Source organism: Blastococcus sp. LR1 (assembly GCF_020166105.1).
GTDB lineage: Bacteria > Actinomycetota > Actinomycetes > Mycobacteriales > Geodermatophilaceae > Blastococcus.
Genome location: NZ_JAIUJY010000001.1, coordinates 197,697 through 214,523 on the forward strand (window position 1 = coordinate 197,697; position 16,827 = coordinate 214,523).

The window sequence follows — 16,827 nt, forward strand, 5'->3', positions numbered from 1 at the left end:
TCAGGCCTGCGGGCCGGTGAACCACCTGCGCCCCGTGCCGAACAGCACCAGCCCGAGCGAGATCAGCGGGAAGGCGGCGAAGAACAGCGCGAACACCGCCAGCACGCTCCCGATCTCCACGATGCGACCGAGGATGTCCTGCAGCTGCACCGCCCAGTAGACGGTGATCACCAGCTGGACCGCCTGCGCGGATATCAGCACCAGCCAGGAGATCCGGGCGCGCCGCACGAGCGCCAGGATTCCGCCGGCGACGAGCAGGACCACCGAGGCGAGTTGGACGATCGCGAGCGTCGGGCCGAGCTCCGCGAACTGGTACGCCGGGGTGGGCGCGCCGGTCGGGTTCTCCTCGATCGCCACCTCCGCGACGGAGGCGAAGAACCACACGTACAGGGAGGCGATGAGCACCAACGCGCCCTGCACGAAGGCCAGCACCGCGGCGCCGACGACCTGCCCGGGGCGACCCGGTGGGCGCGGCGGCCCGAAGGGCCCGCCTCCGTAGAGCTGCATCCCGTAGCCGGGCGGCGGTCCGTAGGTAGGCGGCCCGTAGGCCGGTGGCGGCCCGTAGGCAGGGCCGTAGCCAGGAGGCGGGCCGTAGCCGGGCGGCCCGTACGGCGCCCCGTACCCGGGCGGGCCGAACGGAGGCTGCCCCGGCGGCCGCGCGGTGGGCGGCGGCCCGGTGTAGCCAGGCTCCGTCGGGGTCGACGGATCCGCCCAGGGATCGCTCACCGTGTCACCGTCACAGGGCGGCCGCCGCGGCCCGGCCGGCCACCCTCCCGCTGAACAGGCAGCCCCCGAGGAAGGTGCCCTCCAGCGAGCGGTAGCCGTGCACGCCGCCACCACCGAAGCCGGCGACCTCGCCCGCCGCGTAGAGCCCCGGGAAGACCTCGCCACCGGGTCGCAGGACCCGGCCGGACAGGTCGGTCTCCAGACCGCCGAGGGACTTGCGGGTGATGATGTTGAGCCGGACGGCGATCAGCGGCCCGGCCGCCGGGTCGAGCAGGCGGTGCGGCTGGGCGACCCGGATCAGCTTGTCGCCGAGGTAGTTGCGGGCGCCGCGGATGGCGGTGAGCTGCAGGTCCTTGGTGAACGTGTTGCCGACCTCGCGGTCGCGCGCCACGACCTCGCGCTCCACCTGCTCGAGGGTCAGCCCCGGGCTGCCGCCGGTGATCCGGTTCATGCCCGCGACGAGCTCGGGCAGCGTGTCGGCGACGACGAAGTCCTCACCGCGGTCGAGGAACGCCTGCACGGGCGCTGCGACCCCGGCCCGCGCGCGGTTGATCAGCAGCCGGACGTCCTTGCCGGTGAGGTCGGGGTTCTGCTCGGAGCCGGAGAGCGCGAACTCCTTCTCCACGATCTTCTTCGTGGCGACGAACCAGGTGTGCTCGTGGCCGGTCGTGCCGATGTGCGCCAGCGTGCCGAGGGTGTCGAAACCGGGGAACAGCGGCACCGGCAGGCGGGAGCCGGTCGCGTCCAGCCACAGGGACGAGGGCCCGGGCAGGATCCGGATGCCGTGCTGGGCCCAGACCGGCGAGTGGTTGGCGATGCCCTCGGTGTAGTGCCACATGCGGTCGCTGTTGACCATGCTGGCGCCGGCGGCGATGGAGGCCTGCTGCATGTGCCCGTCGACGTGCGCCGGAACGCCCGAGAGCATCCGCTGCGGCGCGGGCCCGAGCCGGGCCGGCCAGTTCTGGCGCACGAGCTCGTGGTTGCCGCCGATGCCGCCGGAGGTGACGACGACGGCCTGTGCAGCGAACTCGAAGTCGCCGACCTCGGCGCGCGAGCTGGCCTCGCCCCGGGCGACGTCGCTGGGCTCGAGGACCGCGCCGCGCACGCCGGTGACCGCGCCGCCGGTGACGACCAGTTCGGAGACGCGGTGGCGGAAGCTCAGCTGCACCAGGCCGCGGTCGGCGGCCTCGCGGACCCGGCGGGCGAACGGCTCGACGATGGCGGGACCGGTGCCCCAGACGATGTGGAAGCGCGGCACCGAGTTGCCGTGGCCGGTGGCGGTGTAGCCCCCGCGCTCGGCCCAGCCGACGATCGGGAAGAAGCCGATGCCCTGGGACTTCAGCCAGGACCGCTTCTCCCCCGCCGCGAACTGCAGGTACGCCTCGGCCCACTGACGGGGCCAGTGGTCGGAGTCGCGGTCGAAGCCGGCGGTGCCGAACCAGTCCTGCCGGGCCAGCTCGAGGGAGTCGCGCACCCGCAGCCGCCGCTGCTCCGGGGAGTCGACGAGGAAGAGCCCGCCGAAGGACCAGAACGCCTGCCCGCCGAGGGACTGCTCGGGCTCCTGGTCGACCAGGATCACGCGCTTTCCGGCGTCGGCCAGCTCGGCGGTGGCGACCAGTCCGGCCAGCCCCGCACCCACAACGACGACGTCGGCCTCGAAGGCGGTGTTCGCGCTCACACCGCCGACGCTAGCGGGCACGCCGTGCGGCGCGCGTCCCCCCTGCCGGGCGAGTTCCCCGCGCGGGCGTGCACCAGGCGCGAACCGGTGCGCGGAGAGCGAGCACCAGGCTGTTCAGCGGGGCGACGGCGAGCAGCAGCGCCAGCCACATGTCACCGGTCGCGCCCAGCGCGCCGAACAGGAACGCGACGAACAGGATGCCGAGGAACGGGACCAGCGACGCGACCGCGAGCAGCGCCCAGCCGCCGCGCGTTCCCCGCCACACCAGCGCGACCCCGGCGACCACGGCGAGCGCGAGCACCGCGGGGACGGCGAGGAGCAGTCCGGCGTCCTCGTCCCCCTGGAGCAGCAGCCAGCCGAGGTAGAGCACGACGCCCGCGGTGAGCAGGCCGAACACCGCGACGTACGGCACCAGGTCGGGGCGGCCGGCCGGTTCCGCGGCGCGCTGCACCGGCGCGGCACGGGGCGACCTGCGGGCGGCGGACGAGGGCACGTCCGGAGCCTAGGACGGGCTCCGGGCCTCGGTCACCCACCGGCGCACCGTCGGCAGGGAGGCCAGCACCGCCAGAGCCAGGGGCAGCAGCGCGGCGCCCAGGCCGTGACCACCCTGCGCCAGGCCGGCGAACGCGGTGAGCGCGCCCTCGGCGGCGGCCGCGGCCGCCAGGACCAGCCACGACCTCCCGAGCAGCAGGAGAAGAGCGCCGACGACGAGCGCGGCGAGGACGACCGCCCGGACGACCGCCAAGCCCATCGGCTCGGCCCCCTCGCCGCCCGCGAGACCGAAGCCCCGCGCGGTCAGCTCGCTCAGGCGCAGGAGGAGGACCAGGCCGCTGCTCATCAGGGCGAGGACGGCCGCCACCGCCGCCGCGGCGGGCATTCCGGACCGGGTGGGCGACGCCGTCCAGCGTCCGGCCTGCGGGAGGAGGCCGAGGAGGGCGGCGAGCGCCGGGAGCGCAGCCACCGCCGCGGCCAGAGGCCAGCCGAAGTCCTCCGGCCGCTCGATGACCCGGTCCACCGCCCACAGCGTGGGCGGGACCGCGAGCAGGCCCGAGGCCACGAGCAGCCCGCGCCCCCGGCCGGTCAGCAGCTGCACCGCGCCGGCGAGCTGCAGGCCCGGCAGTCCGTACACGACCAGCTGGAGGAAGACGGAAGCGGCAGCGGGCGGGAGGTTCTCGAGCGCCGGGCCGACCACCCGTGCCGGGATGTCGCCGAGCCAGAAGTACCTGGCTGCCGAGAGCAGCGGGAGCAGCCCCAGCACGACGCCGGCGATCGCCAGGATGCCGGCGACCGTCACCACCGCCGGGGGGCGTGCTGCCGGGGGTCCCGACGGTGCCGGCTCCTGCGTGATCGGGTGCATCCGCGCAGGCTAGGACCGAAACGGCTCTCCGCGGTTCCCCTGGACGACGGACGCGCAGGTCAGGCGACCGGTTCGGGCTCCCCGGCCGAGGACCGGCGCCACGAGGCGTGCAGCCGGGCGTAGGGCCCCTCGGCGTCCACCAGCTCGGCGTGCGTGCCGCGCTGGACCACGTGCCCGGCGTCGACGACCAGCACCTCGTCGGCCCGCTCGGCGGTGGAGAGCCGGTGGGCGATGGTGAGCGTCGTCCGCCCGGCGGTCAGCGTGTCCAGCGCCCGGGTGAGCCGCTGCTCGGTGGCCGGGTCGACAGCGCTGGTGGCCTCGTCGAGCACGAGCAGGTGCGGATCGGCGACGTAGGCGCGGGCGATCGCCACGAGCTGCCGCTCCCCCGCCGACAGCGACTCACCGCGCTGGCCGACCGGGGTCAGGACGCCGGCGTCGAGCCCGTCCAGCCAGGCGCTCAAGCCCAGCTCGTCGAAGGCGGCGGTGACCTCGTCGTCGGTCATGCCGGGCCGGCCGTAGCGCACGTTGGCGGCGATCGAGGCGTCGAAGAGGAAGCCGTCCTGCGGCACCATGACCACTCGCGAGCGCAGGGAGGAGAAGGCGACCTCGGCCAGCGGAACCCAGCCGTCGGCATCGGAGCCGAGCAGCACCCGGCCGCCGGTGGGATCCATGAGCCGGGTGACCAGCTTCGCGAACGTCGTCTTCCCCGAGCCGGTCTCGCCCACGACGGCGACCCGGCGGCGCGGCTCGAGGGTCAGGTCGACGCCGTCCAGGGCGGCGCGGGCACCGGGCGCGTAGCGGAAGGTGACGTGCTCGAAGCGCACGCCCAGCGGTCCGTCGGGCAGCTCCCGCGCGCGCTCGGGCGTGGCGACGGCGGGGTCGCGGACGTCGGGCTCGGTGTCGAGGACGTCGAGCACGCGACGGAAGCCGGCGACCGCGTTCTGCGCCTCGTTGAGCACCTCGCTCGCCGTCTGCACCGGGGCGACGAACAGCGTGACGAGGAAGAGGAAGGCGACCAGGGTGCCGGCGGTGATGTCGCCGGCCAGGCCGAGCAGCACGCCGACGACCACGACGGCGGCGTTGGCCAGCGCCGCGACGAACTCGCCGCTGACGAACACGGCGGCGGTGACCTTCTGCGCGTCCACCTGCGAGCGGTAGTGCCGGTCGATCGCGGCGTCCAGGCGGGCCGCGGTGCGGCCCCGGACGCCGTAGGCGCGCACGGTCGGGGCGCCGACGACGGACTCGGCGACCGCGGCCAGCACGTCCCCGACCCGCACCCGGACCACGCCGTAGACGTCCACCAGCTTCCGGGCGAAGAACCGGATCGCGAAGACCAGCGGGATGAAGCAGACCAGCACCAGCACGGTCAGCTGCCAGGAGTAGACGGCCATGACGACCGTCGCCACGATCAGCTGGCCCATGCTCACCAGGCCCAGCACACCGCCCCACTGCATGAAGACCGAGAGCTGGTCGACGTCACTGGTGACCCGCGAGACCAGGGATCCCCGGCGCTCCCCCTGCTGGTGCAGCACGGAGAGGTCGTGCACGTGCCGGAAGGCCCTCCGCCGCAGGTTGGCCAGGGCGGTCTCGGTCGTGGTGAAGAGCCGGACGTTCATCAGGTAGACGGCGAGGGCGGTCACCAGGACCACCACGCCGGAGAGCAGGACGACGGTGAGGACCAGGCCGAGGTCGGGCCCGCCCGGGGCGTTCAGGCCCCGGTCGATGACCTGCTGCACGGCGATCGGGACGACGACTCGCCCGACCGTCGCCACCAGCGCGAGCGCGAAGGTCACCGGCAGCCCGCGCCGGAACTCGGGCATCATCCGCAGGCCCCGGCGCAGCGTCGCCAGGCTGCCCTCGGAACGGGCGGCGGTCTCGCTCAGCCCGCCGGTCACGCCGGCACCTCCGCGGCCTGGGAGTAGGCGCGCACCAGGGCGGCGTAGCCGGGCACCTGGTCGAGCAGCTCGTCGTGGGTTCCGCGGGCGACGGCGCGGCCGTCCTCGAACCACACCACCTCGTCGGCGAGCGCGATCGTGGCCTGGCGGTAGGCGACCACCACGACCGTCGCCGGGGACTCGCTGCCGCGCAGGGCGTCGAGGATCCGCGCCTCGACCGCCGGGTCGACGGCGCTCGTCGCGTCGTCCATGACCAGCAGCCGGGGGGTGCGCACCACGGCCCGGGCGAGCGCCAGGCGCTGGCGCTGGCCGCCGGACAGCGAGGCGCCCCGCTCCCCCACCCGGGTGTCCAGCCCCTCGGGCAGCGCGGAGACGAAGCCGTCGGCCGCGGCGACGCGCAGTGCGGCCCACACGTCTTCGTCGCTGAACGGGCCGCCGAGCGTGACGTTGTCCCGGACGGTGTCGTCGAAGAGGAACGCGCTCTGGGCGACGAACGCGGCCTGGTCGCTGACCTCGCCCTCCCGCAGCCGGCGCAGGTCCATCCCGTCGAGCAGGACGGTGCCGTCGGAGGGGTCGACCAGGCGCACCAGCAGTCCGGCGAGGGTCGACTTGCCCGAGCCGGTGGGCCCGACGACGGCGACGGTGCGGCCGGCCGGCACCTCGAAGGTGACCTCGTGCAGCGTCGGCCGGGCGGCGCCGTCGAAGGCGAAACCGACCTCCCTGACCGCCACCGCGGCACCGCCGCCGGTCGCGACCGCCGAGTCGGGGCCGTGCGGGGTCTCCCCGGACGCCTCGAGCACCGGGGTGACCCGGTCGAAGCCGGCGAGCGCCCGCGGCAGGTCGGCGAGCACCCAGCCGATCGCGCGGATCGGCAGCGCCAGCAGGGTGAACAGGTAGGCGACCGAGACCAGCTCGCCGGCGCCGGTGACGCCGTCGGCGACCCGCTGGGCGCCGATCAGCAGGACGGCCAGCGTGCCCAGGCTCGGCAACGCCTCCATCAGCGGGTCGAACAGTCCGCGCACCCGCCCCACCGCGATCAGCCCGTCGCGCAGCTGGTCGGTGCGCACCGCGAAGCGCTCGGTCTCGCTGTCCTCGCGGCCGAGGGTCTTGACGACCAGGCCGGCGTCGAAGCTCTCGTGGGCGATCTCGCTGACCTCGGCGCGCAGCTGCTGGGCCCGCTGCATGCGGGGGCTCATCACCTGCGAGTAGATGACGTTGGCGGCGAAGACCAGCGGGAACACGATCAGCCCCACCACCGCCAGCAGCGGGTCGGTGAGCACCAGTGCGACGCTGGTGATCGCGATCATCACCAGCGCTCCGCAGGCGAAGGGCAGCGGGGCGACGAAGAACCAGGACGCCTCGACGTCGGAGTTGGCGTTGGACAGCAGCTGGCCGGTGGGATGGCGCTGGTGCCAGGACAGCGGCAGCCGGAGGTACTGACCGGTGACCCGCCGGCGGTACTCGGCCTGCAGCCGGTAGCTCATGACGCCGGCGAAGAGCCGCCGGCCGATGATGCCGAGGATCTTGAGGACGGCGACGCCCAGGATCGCCAGCGCCGCGAGGGTCAGCGCCGAGGCGGTCGTGACGCCGTCGTCGAAGGACGGCAGCAGCACCCGGTCGGTGATCTCGCCGATCACGTACGCGCTGGCGACAGTCATCGCGCCGTACAGGCTGCTGGCCAGCAGGGCGAGGGTGAACATGCCCGGCTGCTCGTGGATGGCCCGGCCGATGTGGCGGAGCCCGCGCCGCACGACGGCGTCTCTGCGGCGGGACACGGAACTCCTCGGGTTCGACAGCGCTGCCGGCCCAGTTCTCCTCAGGCCCGCTCACCGCGCGCAACAGCGGCGGCACCGGCGTTCTTCCCACTCCGCGCCGACGGCTCGTGACGCGCGTCGCAACCCCTGGCCGCTCCGGTCGTTGTGGTCGGCATGAGCAGAGCGTCCCTCGCCGTCGGCTGCGCCGCGTTCGTCGCCCTGAGCCTGGTCGCGCCGGGCAGCGCCTCGGGCACCGGCGACCGGCGCCCCCCGGACCCCGCCGCGGGCTCGCTGCCCGCCGTCCCGAGCGGCGCCCGGCCGGGCCCCGACGTGCTCTACGCGCCGCGCCCGGCCGCTCCGCAGCTGGAGAACCGCGATCCCCGGTTCCGCGCGCAGCCGATCCTGGTCTCCGGGCACGAGGCCTACGTCGGAGGCGAGTACCTGTACCAGGACCACCTCTTCGACGACTACGGCTCCGAGACGAACGGCCAGGGCGGCTCGTCGCTGTCCGAGCGGGCCGGTGACATCACGTACCCGACCGACGCGGCGCGGTACGGGGGCAACGCGGCCGACCTCGTGGAGTTCCGGATCGCCCCGGAGCGCGACCGGGTGTCTTACCGCTTCACCCTGAACACGCTGCTGCAGAAGGACTCGACGATCCTCGCCGTCGCCTTCGACACCGACCGGAACGCCGCAACCGGCACCGCCACGCTGCCGCGCGACCCCGGGGCGCCGTTCCCCGGCACCGACGAGGTGCTCACCGTCTGGGGCACCGGCGCCGAGCACACCTCCTTCGCCCCGGGCGGCGCGGCGCGGCGGACGACGAAGGTCGAGGTCCGCACCGACCTGCAGGCCAACCAGCTCACCGTCACCGTGCCGCGCGCCGTCAGCAATCCCGTGCGGACGTGGCGCACCACGCTGGCGACCGGTCTCTTCGACCGGGCGACCGGCGGCTGGCTGCGCCCGCAGCCCGTGGCCGATGCCGACAGCCCTGGTGGCGCCGGGGTGCTGGACCCCGCCCCGAACGGCATCTACAACCTCGGTTTCCGGTTCGACGAGCCGGTGACCGGGGCGAACACGCCGCCGGACACCGCGCAGGCTCCGGTGCTGAGGGACGACGCCCCGACCCGGTACGCCCGGGACATCGACTTCGCCGCGCTGGCCGCCAAGAAGAACCGCACCACGGTGCCCGCGCACGGCACGACGATCCGGATCTTCCCCAGCCGGCTGCAGCTCGGCGAGGGACGCGACCTGGACGCGACCTTCCCCCAGTACCGCGGGCAGCTGCAGCCCTACAGCCTCTACGTGCCCAGCGGCTACCGTCCCGGCACCCGCACCGGCTTCACCCTCGCCCTGCACTCGCTGGGGCAGCAGCACTGGCAGTACAACGGCTCGACCGGCATCCAGCAGATCGGCGAGGCACGCGGGAACATCGTGGCCACCTCGCTCTCCCGCGGTCCGGACGGCTGGTACCAGCACGAGGCCGAGTACGACGTCTTCGAGATGTGGAACGACGTCGCCCGGCGCTTCTCGCTCGACCCGGACCGGACGGCGATCAGCGGCTACTCGATGGGCGGCTACGCGACCTACCGCCTCGGCACCCTGTACCCCGACCTCTTCGGCCGGGCCTTCTCCACGGTCGGCCCGCCCGGGGACGGCATCTGGCTGCCGCCGGCCCCGCCCACCGGTGGCATCGAGACGCTGTCCAACCTGTGGCTGGAGAACGCCCGCAACGTGCCCTACCTGAACGTCGCCGCCGGCGCCGACCAGCTGGTGCCGATCGTCGGCCCGCGGGCGCAGAACCTGGGCGCGCCCGAGGTGGGCGTCCGGGGCTTCGAGCAGCTCGGTTACCGCTACCGCTTCGTCCTCGTTCCGGCGGCCGAGCACTTCACGCTCGCCCTGCGGAGCTACGACGTCCCGATCGCGACACAGTTCCTCGGGGAGTCACGGGTCGACCGGAACCCGCACCACGTGTCCTTCGCCTACGTGCCGGCCGCCGACGACCGCGCGCTCGGCCTGGTGCACGACCACGCGTACTGGATGTCCGGAGTGCGGCCGGCCTCCACGGCGCCCGGCGCCGGATCCGAGCCGGGCGACCCTGCCAAGGCACTCGTCGACGCCTTCAGCCACGGCTTCGGCCGCGGGGACGCACCCAGCTCCCCCGGCGTCGGCGCCGGCGTCGTCGGTGGGGTGCTGCCCTACACCGAGGTGAACCGCTCGTGGGGCGCCGAGCCCCGCATCCCGGTGGCCAACCGGCTGGACCTGCGGCTGACCAACACCGGCTCCGCCTCCGTGGACCTCGCACGGGCCCGGCTCGACCCGAAGAAGGAGCTGACCGTGGCCACGCAGGCCGACCGCGCGGGCGCCGTCCGTCTGGTCGGGCACTTCCCCGGCGGCACCCGGGTGCTGCAGGACGGCCGCCCGGTCCGGGTGACGATCGACAAGGCCGGCCTGACCCTGCCGGTGGCCGCCGGCGAGCACACGTACACGGTCCAGCGGGGGAAGCCGGGCAGGTGAGGACGTCGTCGGCTGTCGCGCGGCCCGGCTCCTGGGTAGCTTCGCGCAGGTGAGCCTCTCCCCGCAGTCCCTGCCCGAGCGCGAGCGCGCTGCGCTCGCCGACCTGCTGGAGACGGTCGGTCCGGACGCCCCCACCTGCTGCGAGGGATGGACCACCGCCCATCTGGCCGCGCACCTCGCCGTGCGCGACCGGCGCCCGGACGCCCTGCCCGGCTACGGGCTGGAGCTGCTGCCCGGGGGTGAGCGGCTCGCCTGGTGGTCGCACCGGCTCGAGGACCGGCTGCGCAGCTCGACCCCGTACGCCGAGGTGGTCCATCAGGTGCGCACCGGTCCGCCGTCGTGGTCCCCGATGACCCTGCCGGCCGCGGCGAAGGCCCTGAACGTGGCGGAGTTCGCCATCCACCACGAGGACGTCCGCCGCGCCCAGCCGGACTGGGAGCCGCGACAGCTCCCGCGGGAGGAGCAGGACCAGCTGTGGTCGGGCCTGGCCCTGCACGCCCGCCGCGCCGCCGGCCGCCGCGGCCTCGTGCTGCGCCGCAGCGACGCCCCCGGGGTCGAGAAGCGCATCGGGGCCGGGAGCCGCACGGTGACCGGTGAGCCGCTGGAGCTGATGCTGTGGGCGTCCGGCCGCCGGGACGTCGCCCGGGTCCAGGTCGCCTGACCCGCCCGGGGGCCGAGTTCCCGAACCTGCTCGTCGTCGGTCCCGCGCGGCGCTACGGTGCGCCCATGTCGCTCACCGAGCCCGGGCCCGTCGTCACGGCGGCACATCCGGCCGAGGTCGCTCCGGCCGCCCTGCCGGTGTCCGCAGCCGTGCCGCGGCACGCCACCGCCCCGCAGCAGTGGGCGCCCCCGGCTCCGCGTCCCTCCGGCACGACGGTCCAGAGGTCGCTGGCGGTGGCGTTCGCCCTCGCCTGGCTCGCGTGCCCACTCGTGGAGCCCATGCCGAGCGACGACGTGCACTACCCGATGTGGCAGCTGCCGATCGAACTCGCCTCGTTCGCCTCCGCCGTCCTCGCGGTCGTCCTGCTGTGGCGCGGTTCCCGCCTGGCCGCCCCCTTCGGCCTGGTCGCGGGCTGCCTCATGGCGGTCATGACGATGGTCTGCCCGCTGGCCGGGCACACGCCCGTCGGCTGGTGGACCTGGGTGCAGACCGGCCTGTCGCTGTTCGTGATGACCGCGAGCACCGCGCTGCACCGGCGTACGCCGGGAACCGCCCGGCCCTGACGGTCAGTCCAGCGGGGTGTCGGCCTCGTGGCGGACCGGGACACCGGCCGCCGCGAGGCCGGCCTTCACGTCACCGACCCGCAGCTGGCCGAAGTGGAAGACGCTGGCGGCCAGCACGGCGTCGGCGCCTGCCTCCACCGCGGGCGGGAAGTGCTCGACCGCGCCCGCTCCCCCGCTGGCGATCAGTGGCACGGCGACCTCGCGGCGGACCTGCCGGATGAGATCGGTGTCGAAGCCCGCGCGGGTGCCGTCGGCGTCCATCGAGTTGAGCAGGATCTCGCCGACGCCGAGCTCCGCGGCCTGCACGCACCACTCGACGGCGTCGCGGCCGGTGCCCCGGCGTCCGCCGTGCGTGGTGATCTCGAAGCCGGAGTCGGTGGTCGCGCCGTCGCGGGTGCGCCGGGCGTCGAGCGAGAGCACCAGCACCTGGTTGCCGAAGCGGTGCGCGATCTCGGCGATCAGCTCCGGGCGGGCGACGGCGGCGGTGTTCACGGCGACCTTGTCCGCACCGGCCCGCAGCAGCTTGTCGACGTCGTCGACGCTGCGCACCCCACCGCCGACGGTCAGCGGGATGAACACGCTCTCCGCGGTGCGGCGGACGACGTCGTAGGTGGTCTCGCGGTCGCCGGAGCTGGCGGTGATGTCGAGGAAGGTCAGCTCGTCGGCGCCCTCGGCGTCGTAGACGCGCGCCATCTCCACCGGGTCGCCGGCGTCGCGCAGGTCGACGAAGTTGACGCCCTTCACCACCCGCCCCTTGTCGACGTCGAGGCACGGGATGACGCGCACGGAGAGGCTCACGCGGCGCCCTCGCGGACGGCGTCGGCCTCGATCTCGACCAGCAGCTCCGGGTCGATCAGCCCGGCCACCTGGACCATCGTGCTCGCGGGCCGGACGTCGCCGAAGAACTCGCCGTGCACCCGGCCCACCTCTTCCCAGCGCGCGATGTCGGTGACGTACATCCGGGTGCGGACGACGTCGTGCAGGGTGAAGCCGGCCCGCTCGAGCGACTGCTCGATGGTCTCCAGGACCTGCCGGGTCTGCGCGGCGGCGTCCCCGGGGTGGGCGACCTCGCCGTCGACGGTCGAGGTCGTGCCGCTCACCCAGGCGGTGTCGCCGCGGACGACGACCCGGCTGTAGCCGACGAGCCCCTCCCAGGGCGCGCCGCTGCCCAGCCGGATCACCGTCACGCGAGTTCCTCGGTCACCCGCAGCGCCTCGGGCAGGGTGAAGGCCCCCGCGTACAGCGCCTTGCCGACGATCGAGCCCTCGACGCCGATCGCGGTCAGTCCGGCCAGCGCCCGGATGTCCTCGAGCGAGCTGACCCCGCCCGAGGCGATGACCGGCCGCGGGGTGGCGGCGCAGACCTCGCGCAGCAGCTCGAGGTTCGGGCCCTTGAGCGTGCCGTCCTTGGTGATGTCGGTGACGACGTAGCGCGAGCAGCCCTCGGCGTCCAGGCGCGCGAGGGTCTCGTAGAGCTCGCCGCCCTCCTGGGTCCAGCCGCGGGCCGCCAGGCGGGTGCCGCGCACGTCGAGGCCGACGGCGATCCGATCGCCGTGCTCGGCGATCGCCCGGGCGCACCACTCGGGCGACTCCAGGGCGGCGGTGCCGAGGTTCACCCGGCGGCAGCCGGTGGCCAGCGCGGCCTCCAGCGAGGCGTCGTCACGGATGCCGCCGGAGAGCTCCACGTCGACGTCCAGCTCGCCGACGACCCGGGCCAGCAGCTCCCGGTTGGTGCCGCGGCCGAAGGCGGCGTCGAGGTCGACCAGGTGCACCCACTCGGCGCCGTCCCGCTGCCACTGCAGCGCGGCCTCGAGGGGGTCGCCGTAGGAGGTCTCGCTCCCGGCCTCCCCCTGCACGAGACGGACGGCCTGGCCGTCGGCGACGTCGACGGCGGGGAGCAGCTGCAGCTTCGGCACGGCGACCAGCCTAGGGAGCACCATGACGACGTGTTGCGGCGGCTGCTCCGGACGGCGTTCGTGGCCGCCCTCGTGTGTGCTGTCCTCGTGGGCCTGCTGTGGGCGTTCCAGCGCCGGTTGATCTACCTCCCCGCCGACGGTCCGGTGCCCGCCGCCGCCGACGTCCTCCCCGGCGGCCGCGACGTCGAGCTGACCACGGCCGACGGGCTGAGGCTGGGCGCGTGGTTCGTCCCGGGGCCGGCACCGGACGCCCCCGCGGTCCTCGTCGCCGCGGGCAACGGCGGCAACCGGGAGCACCGGATCCCGCTGGCCCGCGCCCTGGCCGCCGAGGGTCTGGCCGTGCTGCTCTTCGACTACCGCGGCTACGGCGGGAACGCCGGCAGCCCCAGCGCGGACGGGCTCGCGCTGGACGTCCGCGCCGCACGGGAGTGGCTGGTCACCGAGGCCGGCGTGCCGCAGGACCGGCTGGTCTACCTCGGCGAGAGCCTCGGCTGCGCGGTCGTCACCGAGCTCGCGCTGCAGCACCCGCCCGCCGGGCTGGTGCTGCGCTCCCCTTTCACGGACCTCGCGGCGGTGGGCGGCGAGCACTACCCGTTCCTGCCGGTCCGGCTGCTCCTGCGCGACCGCTATCCGGTCGCCGAGCAGGTGGCCCGGCTGGACGTGCCGACGACGGTGGTGCTGGGCACCGCCGACACCCTTGTGCCGCCGGCGCAGAGCCGGCGCGTCTCCGAGGCCGCAGGGCGGCTGCACGCGCTCGTGGAGGTGCCCGGCGCGGGCCACAACGACCTCGTGCTCCTGGACGGCGCCGAGCTCGTGCGGGCCGTCACCGACCTCGCTCCCCGCTGACCCACGGTCCGGTCCGCGGGAGCACGAGGGCCTGCGGGGGTACTAGGACTCTGCCCCGGAGCGCGGGTGCCGCCTACGGTCGAGCCGCTTCGAGGCACACGGCGCAACGGGGGTTCGCGTGGAGTTCCATCGGTTCCGTCCGCGCGCCGTCCTCGGATCGCTCTCCGCCGTGGCGACCGCCGCGGCGCTCGCCGTCGCGCTGCCGGCCGGCACGGCGTCGGCCGCGCCGGTCGTGACCACCTGCTACACCGCCGCCCCGGCAGCCGGCTCGACCGCGCCGTCCTTCACCGACCGCACCGCCCAGCTCCCGCCCGAGGTGCTGCGCGGGCGCTACGGCCACGCGGCCGGGTGGGGTGACGCCAACGGCGACGGTCTGCTCGACCTCTTCCTGGGCACCTACGCCGCCTATCCGCCGCTCATGCAGAACCCTGCGTGGACCGACCCGCGGAACGACTACCAGCCCGACCGGCTGCTGATCAACACCGGCAACGGCTTCCGGGTCGACACCACGTTCCCGAGCCTGGTCGGGTGGACGTCGGGGGTCGTGTTCACCGACCTCGACCGCGACGGCGACGACGACCTCGTGGTCTCCCGGTTCGCCGAGGCGAAGTTCGACCGGGCCACCGCCGGCAACACCGTGCTGCTGCGCAACGACGGCGGGAAGTTCGTCCGGACGGCCGCGCTGCCCGCCGGCCCCGGCGGCCGCCTCGGCGGGCGCAGCGTCGGCGTCCTGGACTACGACGCCGACGGCCACCTGGACCTCTACTTCGTGCAGGACCGGTACTCCGGCGCCTCCAGCCGGCTGCTGCGCAACCCCGGTTCGCTCGGGGCGACCTGGACCGACGTGACCGCCGCTGCCGGCCTTCCGCTCGACGTCGAGGGGTTCTCCGCCACCACCACCGACCTCACCGGCGACGGCCTGGCCGACCTCTTCGTCGCGGGCAGCGACCGGCTGTTCGTCCGCCGGGCCGGTGGCGGTTTCGTCGAGGCGAGCCGCAACGTCCCGGCCGGTCCCCCTCCGGTCGACAAGGGCCCGGGCGCGCTGGTCAACGACTTCTACACCGGCTCCTCCAGCGCCGACCTGAACGGCGACGGCCGCCTGGACCTGCTGCTCGGCGCCCACTACATCAGCGTCGAGCACTCCGGCAACGAGGTGCCGCCGGTGCGGCTGCTGCTCAACCGGGGCCCGGACTCGGCAGGCCTGCCGCGGTTCACCGACGAGACGGCGGCAGCCGGCCTGCCGCTGAGGATCGACTCGAAGTCGGCGCCGGTGCACGCGCAGGACATGGACAACGACGGCGTCGTCGACATCCTCGCCGGCGTCTCCAGCGGCACGTCGCTGGGCGCGGCCGTTCCGGCGGTGTTCCGCGGAACCGGCGCCACCACCGCCGACGGCGTTCCGCAGTTCACCCGGCCCCCCGCGATCGCCGCGGTGAAGGGCCCGACGACGCCGAACGCCTCGATGGCGTGGGTGGCCACCCCCTGGGCCGACTACGACCGCGACGGCCGGCTCGACGTCGTCGGCGACTACTTCTTCACCGGCACCGGGGTCCGGCTGTTCAGCGGGGCCTCGGCGAGCCGGAGCTGGCTCTCCGTCGGCCTGGACAGCCGCAGCTTCACCGGGCCGGGTGCCGTGGTCGAGGTCTACGCCGCCGGCGGCCTGGGCGATCCCGGGCGACTCCTCGGCCGGCGCACCGTCCTGGCCACCGACGGGTACACCTCCGCCGTTCCGGTCGAGGCGCGGTTCGGGTTGGGTTCGGCCGGCCCGGCGACGGTCGACGTCCGGGTGCTGCCGCCGGCGGGCTCCCCCACCGGCGCGACCGACCTGACCGGTGTCGCGGTGAACCAGAGCCTGGTCGTGGGCGGGCCCTGCGCGCAGCCGGTCGCCAGCGGCATCGCCGCTCGCTACGCCGCCGAGCCGGCGCTCCGCACCCGCCTCGGCGCTCCGGTCGGCGCCGAGCAGACCGACGGGCTGGTCGCCTGGCAGCAGTACGCGAACGGCCGCCTGTACTCGTCGCCGTCGACCGGCGTGCGCCTCATGGCCGGGCCCGTCCTGACCAAGTACCTGGCGCTCGGTGGCCACCGCGCGCTGGGTGCTCCCACGACCGACGAGCGGACCACGCCGGACGGGCTCGGGCGGTACAACGACCTCGGCTCGGCGTCGATCTACTGGACGCAGGCCACCGGAGCGTGGGTCGTACAGGGGTCGATCCGTCAGCACTGGGCCAACCGGGGCAGGGAGCGCAGCCCGGTCGGCTACCCGACCGCCGACGAGCGCAGCGGCCCGGACGGGGTCACGCGGTACTCCACGTTCGTCAACGGCGTGGTCACCTGGACGCCGACCGGCGGGGCGAAGATGGTGCAGGGCTCGATCGAGGACCGCTGGACGGCGCTGGGCGGACTCGGCTGGCCGCACGGCGTCCCCACGACCGACGAGCTGGGCACCCCCGACGGCCGTGGCCGGTACAACCACTTCGCCGGGAACGCCTCGATCTACTGGTCGTCGGCCACCAAGGCGCACGCCGTCACCGGCGCGGCCCGGTCGCTGTGGGCCTCGACCGGCTGGGAGCGCGGTCCGCTGGGCTATCCCACGGCCAGTGAGCGGACGACGGCGTCCGGCGCCCGGTACACGACCTTCCAGAACTACGGCGCGATCTACACCGGCGCCACGACCGGCACGCACTCCGTCTACGGCTCCATCGGGCGGCGGTACACCGAGCTGGGCGGCCCCGGCTCGCGGCTGGGCCTGCCCACCCGCGACGAGTACGCGGTGACCGGCAGCCGGCGCACCGACTTCCAGGGCGGATCGCTGACCTGGAACTCCCGGACCGGGGCGGTGAGCGTCACCTACCGGTGAGGTGGGGGCGCAACCTGGTCGCGGTCGTCTCGTTGTCCTCGCGGGTGCGCGACGCGGC

General features: G+C 74.7%; 14 protein-coding genes. 5 read left to right on the forward strand and 9 right to left on the reverse strand.

Features of this window, described 5'->3' with window-relative positions:
- From LBW97_RS00980 to LBW97_RS01005, 6 genes are read right to left on the reverse strand one after another with little or no spacing between them, the layout of a single operon-like run.
- Positions 1-726 carry a hypothetical protein gene (locus tag LBW97_RS00980; RefSeq protein WP_224497537.1) on the reverse strand — a complete coding sequence of 242 codons (726 nt, stop codon included), beginning with the start codon at positions 724-726 and terminating at the stop codon, positions 1-3.
- Positions 727-736: 10 nt separating this feature from the next.
- Entirely contained in the window at positions 737-2,404 is a 1,668-nt protein-coding gene (locus tag LBW97_RS00985) for an FAD-binding dehydrogenase (protein WP_224497538.1), read from the reverse strand.
- A gap of 10 nt (positions 2,405-2,414) precedes the next feature.
- The gene (locus LBW97_RS00990; protein WP_224497539.1) at positions 2,415-2,897 is read right to left on the reverse strand and encodes a hypothetical protein; all 483 of its coding nucleotides are present in this window, start codon (positions 2,895-2,897) and stop codon (positions 2,415-2,417) included.
- A gap of 9 nt (positions 2,898-2,906) precedes the next feature.
- Complete coding sequence (locus LBW97_RS00995; RefSeq protein WP_224497540.1) at positions 2,907-3,761, reverse strand: hypothetical protein; 855 nt, start codon at positions 3,759-3,761, stop codon at positions 2,907-2,909.
- 59 nt (positions 3,762-3,820) lie between these two features.
- Positions 3,821-5,656: an ABC transporter ATP-binding protein gene (locus tag LBW97_RS01000; protein ID WP_224497541.1), complete on the reverse strand. Its 1,836-nt coding sequence runs from the start codon at positions 5,654-5,656 to the stop codon at positions 3,821-3,823.
- Positions 5,653-7,431, reverse strand: a complete 1,779-nt coding sequence (locus LBW97_RS01005) for an ABC transporter ATP-binding protein (RefSeq protein ID WP_224497542.1) — start codon at positions 7,429-7,431, stop codon at positions 5,653-5,655. Before LBW97_RS01005 ends, LBW97_RS01000 begins: the two co-directional genes overlap by 4 nt.
- 153 nt (positions 7,432-7,584) lie before the next feature.
- Between LBW97_RS01005 and LBW97_RS01010 the strand changes: the two genes are divergently transcribed.
- The 3 genes from LBW97_RS01010 to LBW97_RS01020 all read left to right on the forward strand — a co-directional run bounded on the left by LBW97_RS01010 (position 7,585) and on the right by LBW97_RS01020 (position 11,151).
- Positions 7,585-9,927 (forward strand): hypothetical protein, encoded by a 2,343-nt coding sequence (locus tag LBW97_RS01010; RefSeq protein ID WP_224497543.1) that lies wholly within the window; start codon positions 7,585-7,587, stop codon positions 9,925-9,927.
- A 49-nt stretch (positions 9,928-9,976) separates the two neighbouring features.
- Entirely contained in the window at positions 9,977-10,588 is a 612-nt protein-coding gene (locus LBW97_RS01015) for a TIGR03085 family metal-binding protein (RefSeq protein WP_224497544.1), read from the forward strand.
- Positions 10,589-10,653: 65 nt separating this feature from the next.
- Complete coding sequence (locus LBW97_RS01020; protein ID WP_224497545.1) at positions 10,654-11,151, forward strand: hypothetical protein; 498 nt, start codon at positions 10,654-10,656, stop codon at positions 11,149-11,151.
- A gap of 3 nt (positions 11,152-11,154) precedes the next feature.
- Here LBW97_RS01020 and hisF read toward each other — a convergent pair whose 3' ends face one another.
- Genes hisF through priA form a run of 3 tightly spaced genes read right to left on the reverse strand, consistent with a single transcriptional unit; the run spans position 11,155 to position 13,066 of the window.
- On the reverse strand, positions 11,155-11,949 hold the full coding sequence (gene hisF, locus LBW97_RS01025; RefSeq protein WP_224497546.1) for an imidazole glycerol phosphate synthase subunit HisF: 795 nt from the start codon (positions 11,947-11,949) through the stop codon (positions 11,155-11,157).
- On the reverse strand, positions 11,946-12,338 hold the full coding sequence (locus LBW97_RS01030) for a RidA family protein (RefSeq protein ID WP_224497547.1): 393 nt from the start codon (positions 12,336-12,338) through the stop codon (positions 11,946-11,948). The genes hisF and LBW97_RS01030 overlap by 4 nt, the downstream gene beginning before the upstream one ends.
- On the reverse strand, positions 12,335-13,066 hold the full coding sequence (priA, locus tag LBW97_RS01035; RefSeq protein ID WP_224497548.1) for a bifunctional 1-(5-phosphoribosyl)-5-((5-phosphoribosylamino)methylideneamino)imidazole-4-carboxamide isomerase/phosphoribosylanthranilate isomerase PriA: 732 nt from the start codon (positions 13,064-13,066) through the stop codon (positions 12,335-12,337). Before priA ends, LBW97_RS01030 begins: the two co-directional genes overlap by 4 nt.
- A 30-nt stretch (positions 13,067-13,096) precedes the next feature.
- On the opposite strand from priA, the gene LBW97_RS01040 reads away from it, so the two are divergent.
- Together LBW97_RS01040 and LBW97_RS01045 are read left to right on the forward strand one after the other, a co-directional pair.
- Complete coding sequence (locus LBW97_RS01040; protein WP_224497549.1) at positions 13,097-13,912, forward strand: alpha/beta hydrolase; 816 nt, start codon at positions 13,097-13,099, stop codon at positions 13,910-13,912.
- A 118-nt stretch (positions 13,913-14,030) separates the two neighbouring features.
- Positions 14,031-16,769 carry an FG-GAP-like repeat-containing protein gene (locus LBW97_RS01045; protein WP_224497550.1) on the forward strand — a complete coding sequence of 913 codons (2,739 nt, stop codon included), beginning with the start codon at positions 14,031-14,033 and terminating at the stop codon, positions 16,767-16,769.
- The last annotated feature ends 58 nt before the right edge of the window (positions 16,770-16,827 follow it).